Here is a 7,773-nt window from a genome sequence, read left to right on the forward strand (position 1 = left end):
CGGTGCTTGGTGGAAGATTCCAAATGCGGAATCGATGCTTCAACTCAGAACCACGCGCGCCAACAATGACTGGGACCGATACTGGGCAAAATTGGCAAAAAACTGACCGACGGAAAAAGTCGCACCCTCCGCCGCTGGTGCCTCTTGCCAAACGAGCCCGCGAGCGGTTAGTCTCCCGTCCACAAGGAGGCGGGAGCCGTGGGCTGCGAGCACAAGGACGGCGGGTTTTACCGCCAGCGACAACCCAAGACGGCCCCGTTCTATCTACAAGACCGAACATAACCGGCTCGGACGCTTTCCCGAAGCCGCCAGCGAGGATTTGTTAGCCGGGCCCAAGCGCAATTTTCAGGTGTGGATCCGTTGCTCTGTCCCAAGTGCGGCGGAACGATGAAGATCATCCGCTTCATCGAGCGACGGGAGCGCGATGTGATCGAGAAAATTCTCCGGCATTGCGGGCTGTGGGAAGAGGACGAGGCCCGGGCGCCGCCGGGCGAGCAGGCGGTTGCGCGCTGAGATTCTGAGATTCAAAAAGGAGGTCGAAATGGGGTGCCCGCTTGAGGGTGAGGTAATCGTGACGGGCGGCTTGACGCAGGCGCGCTGTCCGTGCGAGGCCAAAATTCCACAGCGGACGGCGCCTTCGTGAAGATTCTGGCCTGGAACGGACGCGGAGACCGTCCCAGGCCAGAATCCTTCCGACCAGAATCGGACCAGAACGTTGAGCCGGGACGCGCTTTGGGACTGCACTTTCTCTCGACAAAAGCCTCCGGATGGCTATGCTCGCGACCGTGGCAACAGAGCGCGTGCCTTTCAAGCCGAGTTCATCAGGAGGCTTCACGTTGATTGAACTGCTCGTGGTCATCGCTATTATCGCGATCCTGGCCGGGATGTTGTTGCCAGCCTTGAACAAGGCCAAATACAAAGGCTCGCGCACCGCGTGCGTGAATAACATCCGCCAGCAATACTTGAGTCAGATCATGTACGCGGATGACTTCGGCGGTAAGTTCCCCTTCCACGAAGATCCCAGCCCGGATTACCACCGTTCACCCACCACGGCGAATCAAAGCATCGTCACCACGATGCGCGGCACTTACCTCAAGGACACACAAATGCTGATTTGTCCGATCACACGGAAGTCCTTTGGCCGGACCTGGCTCAATTACGAGAGCATGGCCAACTTCGCTGACAAGAACACGCGCGACTACGGCGGCTGGGACACGTCGGCGTCCTTCGTTTACACGCCGTACATGTGGCTGGCGAACTACACGGCGCGCCCCGCGATGAAGTTCGTCAACGCGGAAGGCAAGGAAAGCCCGAACCCGGACGACAACGAACCCGCCTGGCCCAAGAACACCGCCGAGTGCGACGCGCGCCGGGCCTTCGTCACTCATCGCGTCAGCGACACGCCCGGAGCCGCGCTGTGGGACGTGGGGCATCTCGGACGTTTCGGCGCGGGCACGCAGAGCAAACCGCTCTGGCAATGGGCCGTCACTCCGGATCAACCCGTCGGCCAAGCCGATGGCAGCGTCATCGTGCGCCCCAAAGCCCAAATCAAGCCGCGCGTCAAAGGCGGAGCGAGTCCTGATACGATTTACTATTACTGATGTCTTCCTATCCCCTCAGTTAACGACGGTGGGGCGACGCTCCTGCGGAGCCTTTCTTCGATGGCATTGGCTTGGCGGGAGCCTCGCCCCACCGTGGCTGACTGTCGAGCGTTCAAGGCGTTCAGGATTGTTTCGAGCGTCCAATCGCTTAACCTTCCCGCGTTGACCCGTGCAAGCCTCGAGTCCTCTCGCAATCGTTCCTGCCGGGGCCCCGCTCTTGTTCGTGCGCGGCATTTCCAAGTCTTTTCCCGGCGTGCGTGCGCTCCAAGACGTAGATCTTGCTTTGCATCGCGGCGAAGTGCTGGCTGTGGTCGGCGAAAACGGAGCTGGCAAGAGCACTCTCATCAAGATCCTGGCGGGTGCGAACGCGCCCGATGCAGGTTCCATCCGCATCCACGGCGAAGAAGTTGAATTGGGCAGTCCCGTGGCGGCCCAAAGCCACGGCATCGCGGTGATTTATCAGGAGTTCAATCTCGTGCCTTCGTTGACCGTGCGGGAAAACATTTTCCTGGGCCGGGAACGAGCGAAGACAGGATTTGTCCGCGTTAGGGAAGAATCGCAGGCGGCCGGCGCCCTGTTCCAGCGGCTGGGCGTCGAGATTGACTCTGAGGCGGTATGCCGAAGTTTGACCGTGGCTCAACAGCAACTGGTCGAAATCGCGAAAGCCTTGTCTCAACAAGCGCGAATCATCGTCATGGATGAGCCGAGCGCGACCTTGACGCCCCAGGAAGTCGCCCGGCTTTTCTCGGTCATCCGCGACCTGCGATCTCAGGGCATCGGTGTGATTTATGTCAGCCATCGGTTGGAGGAGATTTTCCAGATCGCCGATCGTGTCCTGGTGCTGCGCGATGGCCGGCAGGTTGCCACGCGGCCGATTGCCGGAGTAAATCGGGAAACGTTGATCGAGTTGATGGTCGGGCGAAAACTCGAAAATGAATTTCCGAGAAGGCAGGTTTCCATCGGCGAGGAGCGGCTCGCCGTGGAAAACCTCAATCGCGGCCAAAAGGTTCGGGACGTTTCGTTCGCGGTCCGGCGCGGCGAAGTGCTGGGACTGACGGGATTGGTCGGGGCAGGCCGAACCGAGATGGCGCGCTTGATCTTCGGCGCGGACCGGCTGGAAAGCGGCGCCATCCGGCTGGATGGCCGGAGCTTGCGTCTCCGCAATCCCCGCGACGCGATTCGCGCCGGGATGGCCCTGCTGACCGAGGATCGCAAGGCGCAGGGTTTGGTGCTGGGCCGATCCGTTCGTGAAAATTTCGGGCTGCCAAATCTGCCGTTGCTCTCTCGGGTGGGCTTTGTTCGCCGCGTCCGCGAGCGCCACGCGCTGGCCCGGTACGTGGACAACTTGCGAATTCGTCTTGCGCATCCGGATCAGCCGGCGCGCCATCTTTCCGGAGGGAACCAACAGAAGGTCGTCCTGGCGAAATGGCTCGAACGGGATTGCCACGTCATTATCTTTGACGAGCCAACGCGCGGCATCGATGTGGGCGCCAAATATGAAGTGTATCTCCTGATCAATGAACTGGCGTCCCAGGGCAAAGCAATCTTGATGATCAGTTCCGAATTGCCGGAAGTCCTCGGCCTGAGCGACCGGATTCTCGTGATGCACGAGGGCCGCATTACGGGTGAGATCACGGACGTGGCGAGTGCGACTCAGGAGCAAATAATGAAACTTGCAGTCGGGTGAGGCAAAAGTAGGGCAGGCATCCTGCCTGCCTCGGCCTTTTCTGAAGATTACCGACGGAGGCAGGCTGGAGGCCTGCCCTACATTGTTGACCGAAGCTCGGCGTCGAACGGTCATCCGCCAAACAACCAGCGAAAGTTCTGAACACGCAAATAACAGACCGGGCCCGCGGATCCCGGGTAGCGCAGGCGCTCTCCGATCACGGCATGCTGGGCGTGTTGCTGCTGTTGTGCGCTTACTACAGTTGGGCCACTTACGAGGTGCAGCATCCCACGGGCGAATCGGGAGGCGAGCAACTGGCCGCGGAGATCCTGCAATCGCTTTCCGCGAACGGCCGGGTCTTGGTTGTCACTGGAGAAGGGAAAGAGGACACGGCCTTTGCGAGTGCCCTTGAAGCTCGGCTGCGCGCGAGTGGTATGGCGGACATTGAAACGGTGAGAGGCCAGCCGTCGGATGCCCGGCAAGCCCTGGAACGAATCGCCAATTCCGGAAGCCGCCTGGACGTGATCGCCTGCAATTCGTCCGCCGCCGCCTGGAGTGTGTTCGAGGATCTGGCCCAAAAATTTCCGCCGCTCGCTTCGGCGCGCCTGACCACGCCGCGGACGTATCGCTGGCCCAATTTTCTCAAGACCGACAATCTGCTGAACATCGCGAATCAAATCTCGGTCATCGCCATCATCGCCATTGGCATGACGATGGTGATCATCACCGGCGGGATCGACCTTTCGGTGGGCAGCCTCATCGCGCTCTCGGCCGTGGTCGCCACCTTGCTGATTCGAGATGTCGCGGGCGCCGAACACGCTTCGGCTGGCGCGATGGCGCTTTGCAGCGCCGCCGCGATTCTGCTTTGTGGAGCGGTCGGAAGCTTCACAGGTTTGATGATCACCGTATTTGGGATTCCGGCGTTTATCGTGACGCTGGGCATGATGCTGGTGGCGAGCGGGCTCGCGTACATTTTCGCGCAGGGGCAATCGATCTATCAAGTGCCCGAAGCGTTCATCTCGCTGGGGCGCGGCGCGGACCTGGGGCTTCCGAACGCGGTGTTGCTCATGATCGTGCTCTACGTTCTCGCGCACGTGCTCATGACGCGCATGGTGCTGGGAAGATACATTTATGCCGTGGGCGGCAATTCGGAAGCCGCCCGGCTCTCCGGTGTGCCGATCAAATCCGTGCTCATTTTTGTTTACACGTTGTCCGGCGCGCTGGCGGGATTGGGCGGGATCGTGATGGCGTCGCAACTGAAAAGCGGCTCCCCCACCTATGGAGGAATGTACGAGCTTTATGTGATCGCCGCTGTGGTTGTTGGCGGCACGTCGCTTTCGGGCGGGGAAGGGAAGGTTCTCGGAACGCTGATCGGGGCCTTCATCATTGCCGTGATCCAGAATGGAATGAATCTGACCGGCGTCGAGAGCTACACGCAGAAAGTCGTGCTGGGTCTGGTGATTCTCGGCGCCGTCCTGCTCGATATGCTCAAGAGTCGAGGTCGGGGCTGGAATCTCTTTCTGCGGACAAGGAAAGGAATGCAGTCTTGACACCCCGAAGGGCGTAGCCTATCGGTGCCGCCGATGGCCGATCCGATCAAAATCAAAGTTGTTGGCAAACGTCGTGCGCCGGCCACCGCCGAGGAAGCGTTTCGCCGCGCTCAAGTCCTGCAAAAGCAAGCGGAGCGCTTAAACCCCATTCCAAGGCCTCGAGGTTTTGTTTTTAAGGCCAAGACTCGCGAAGAATATGAGCGCTGGCGGCGAAACCATCCGAATCCACGGCTTTGGTGAGCGCGCGTTATGCCTGAGCCGCTGGCGCCATTACTTCGTGTGTGTTCGCTGTTGAATGACGCCGAAGCGAAGTATCTGGTGGTCGGAGCTCAAGCCTGCATCTTGCATGGCCTCGTCCGAACGACGGAAGACGTGGACATTCTCATCGAGGAGTCCGAAGAGAATTGTCGGCGCGTCCTGGAGGCGCTCTCCAGGATGGAAGACGGAGCCGCAAAGGAACTCACCCCGCGCGATCTTTTGGAGAATGTCGTTGTCAAGATTGCGGATGAAGTTGAAGTGGACGTGAGCACAAGGGCTTGGAAGGTTTCTTATCAAGACGCAATCGGCCTGGCTCTGGAAACAACCCTTGAGGGAGTTCGCGTGCCGTATCTCAACCTGGACAAATTGATCGAAAGCAAGGACACCTATCGCGAGCAGGATCAGATCGACCGCGCGCGGCTGCTGCACCTGCGGCAACAGGGGCAATCGGGCGATTGACCAACGCCGTCGGCTGGTTGCCCATGAGGTATTATTGGCCAAGCTCCACAAGCTTGGCTGCCCACTTTTGGGCTAAGTCAGGCTGCCCTAATATGCCGTAGAGCTGCACCAAACCGCCGCAAATCTTCTTTAGGGGTCGGGAAGATTGGTTTCCGTTCGCCTGGAGCTGGTAGGCTTCCAGCAACACGGGCTCAGCCTCCTTCGGTCGCGCTGTGTTCACGAGGAAGGTCGCGAGGTCGTCCAGGCAGCTCGCGAGCGCTGCTGGTTGTTTTGCGAACTTCCTACGGCTCGCCGCGATCGAACGGCTCATTAATTCTTCTGCCTCGGAAAGAGTGGCGGCACCCCGGCTCAACACCAAAGCCAAGTGACGCATCGCGTGCAGGGTCTGAGGATGATCATCGCCAACGGTCCTCCTGCCCATTGCCAGACCTGTGCGAAAGGCGGCCTCAGATCCCTTGGCATCGCCTTTCTTCTCCAGAATCAGGCCAAGATCATCCAGCGCTTCGGCGTGGTAGTCGTGATCACCCTGGTAAACTCGCTTGTAGACTTCAATGGCGTCACGAATGGCGCGCTCTGCTTCGTCGAGGCGCGCGAGTTCCCGGAGAAGCTTCGCGTGATTATGCAGCGCCATGCCGACATCCGGATGGTTCTCCCCGAAGAGCTCGCGATATGCGCTGAGAGCCTGGCGCGCTTGCTCTTCGCCTTGAGCAAAATCGCCCAGATCAAGCAAGAGGAGCGACAGATTATTATGAGCGCCGGCCAACTTCTGATTGGGGGGATTCAGTCGCTTCTCCTTGATCGCGAGCGCCGCGCGGTACGCCTCTGTGGCTTCCCGCAGCTTGCCGCGGTTCCATAATATGACCCCCAGATCATTGAGCATGTCCGCGACGACAAGGTGATTGGGGCCGAGGTTTTTTTGGAGAATCGCCAGGGCCTCGCGTTGGAATTGCTCCGCGTCTGCCCAGTTGCCTTGAAGATTCAGCGGTTTGGCAAGCTCGTTGAGCGCCTCGCCGACGCCTTCATGCTGCTCGCCAAGAGATCTACGGCGCAGTTCGTGAAGACGAGGAATCCGACAGGATCGTCTGCGTGAAGCCGGCGCGTGTAATGCCTGCCAACGCTGCCTGCGAAACCACTTGCCCAATCCCGAAGTCGGTCAGCTTCACGCAAACAGCGCCCTCGCCCCAAGCCCCTCTCCCATTCGATGGGAGAGGGTGGCCGGAGGCCGGGTGAGGGATGCGTTCCGCAATTAAAATGTTCGCTGGCTTGACATCCCGGTGAATCACGCCGGCTTCATGCGCGGCCTGCAGCGCGTCGGCCGCTTGCGCCGCGATCTCCAATCGAACCTCCAGCGGAATCCGCTCCACGCCCCCACGCTCTTCGCTCCACGTCCGCAAATCCTTTCCCTCCACGTAGTCCATTTCCACGTAGAACGGCGGCTGGTCCAGATACACATCGTGCGGCCGCACGATGTTCGGGTGCTCGCCAATCCGTTCCTTCAGCAAGCGAAACAAGGTCAGCTCCCGCTTGAGAAAGCGCGCGCGCTCCGTGTGAAAACAGAACTTGAAGACCCGCGGCTCTTTGGTCGCTGGATCGCGCCCCAGCCAGACTTCGCCAAAGCCGCCTTCGCCTAGCTTCTGTTCCAATTGCCAGCGCGTATTCGGAACGAACTGGCCGACGGCTGGCCGCCAACCCAGCACTTGTTCCTCATCCGCTCTCGCCTGGCGCTGCGCTTTCTCCGAGCTGGTCGGCGGACCGCCCGTGTCCCGCCCGCTTTCCCGCACTTCGCAAATCTCCACCGGAACATCAATTCCCTTGAGCAGATACGGCCCATGATTGAGCCATTCCAACGGACTTCCCCCCTGCAACTCATTTAACTCATGTAACCCATTTAACTCATTCACCCCCCCCCGATATCTTCCCCTTTACTGCTTGGTCCGCGGGATGGACGACAAAGCTCGTAGCGCAGAGTTGCACTCTGCCGTATCGCAGAATTGTATTCTGCGGGGCGTCTCCCAGTCCGAGCCCGCTGGGACTTGCCGGCGCCCTGCCGATTGGAAATCGGCGATACAGCAGATTGAAAATCTGCGCTACGGTTCTCCGGTCGGATTCATGGCACAGACCCTAAGTGGTCCATTTCATAAATACGCTCACGTTCGCGGCAAGGGATTTTTCGGCCAGACGAGGCGCGAGCGACGAGCATATCCCGAAGTGGATCTGTAAGGAGCAAGCAACGAAGTCT

General features: G+C 59.8%; 5 protein-coding genes and 1 pseudogene. 4 read left to right on the forward strand and 2 right to left on the reverse strand.

All coding sequences use genetic code 11. The annotated features are described in order from the left end of the window. Positions 1-773: 773 nt before the first annotated feature. From FJ398_23750 to FJ398_23765, 4 genes and pseudogenes are all read left to right on the forward strand, one after another. Positions 774-989 (forward strand): annotated as a pseudogene (locus tag FJ398_23750) (type II secretion system protein). A gap of 835 nt (positions 990-1,824) precedes the next feature. After that, positions 1,825-3,288, forward strand: coding sequence for a sugar ABC transporter ATP-binding protein (locus FJ398_23755; protein ID MBM3840912.1), 1,464 nt, complete (start codon positions 1,825-1,827; stop codon positions 3,286-3,288). Between the two features lie 203 nt (positions 3,289-3,491). Then, entirely contained in the window at positions 3,492-4,817 is a 1,326-nt protein-coding gene (locus tag FJ398_23760; GenBank protein ID MBM3840913.1) for an ABC transporter permease, read from the forward strand. Positions 4,818-5,066: 249 nt separating this feature from the next. Then, positions 5,067-5,534: a hypothetical protein gene (locus tag FJ398_23765; GenBank protein ID MBM3840914.1), complete on the forward strand. Its 468-nt coding sequence runs from the start codon at positions 5,067-5,069 to the stop codon at positions 5,532-5,534. Between the two features lie 31 nt (positions 5,535-5,565). Here the strand turns inward: FJ398_23765 and FJ398_23770 are convergent, their stop codons facing one another. Together FJ398_23770 and FJ398_23775 are read right to left on the reverse strand one after the other, a co-directional pair. Then, positions 5,566-6,675, reverse strand: coding sequence for a tetratricopeptide repeat protein (locus FJ398_23770; GenBank protein ID MBM3840915.1), 1,110 nt, complete (start codon positions 6,673-6,675; stop codon positions 5,566-5,568). Then, complete coding sequence (locus FJ398_23775; GenBank protein MBM3840916.1) at positions 6,575-7,435, reverse strand: hypothetical protein; 861 nt, start codon at positions 7,433-7,435, stop codon at positions 6,575-6,577. The genes FJ398_23770 and FJ398_23775 overlap by 101 nt, the downstream gene beginning before the upstream one ends. Positions 7,436-7,773: the final 338 nt, after the last annotated feature.

The sequence above is a fragment of the Verrucomicrobiota bacterium genome (genome assembly GCA_016871535.1).
Taxonomy (GTDB): Bacteria; Verrucomicrobiota; Verrucomicrobiia; order Limisphaerales; family SIBE01; genus VHCZ01.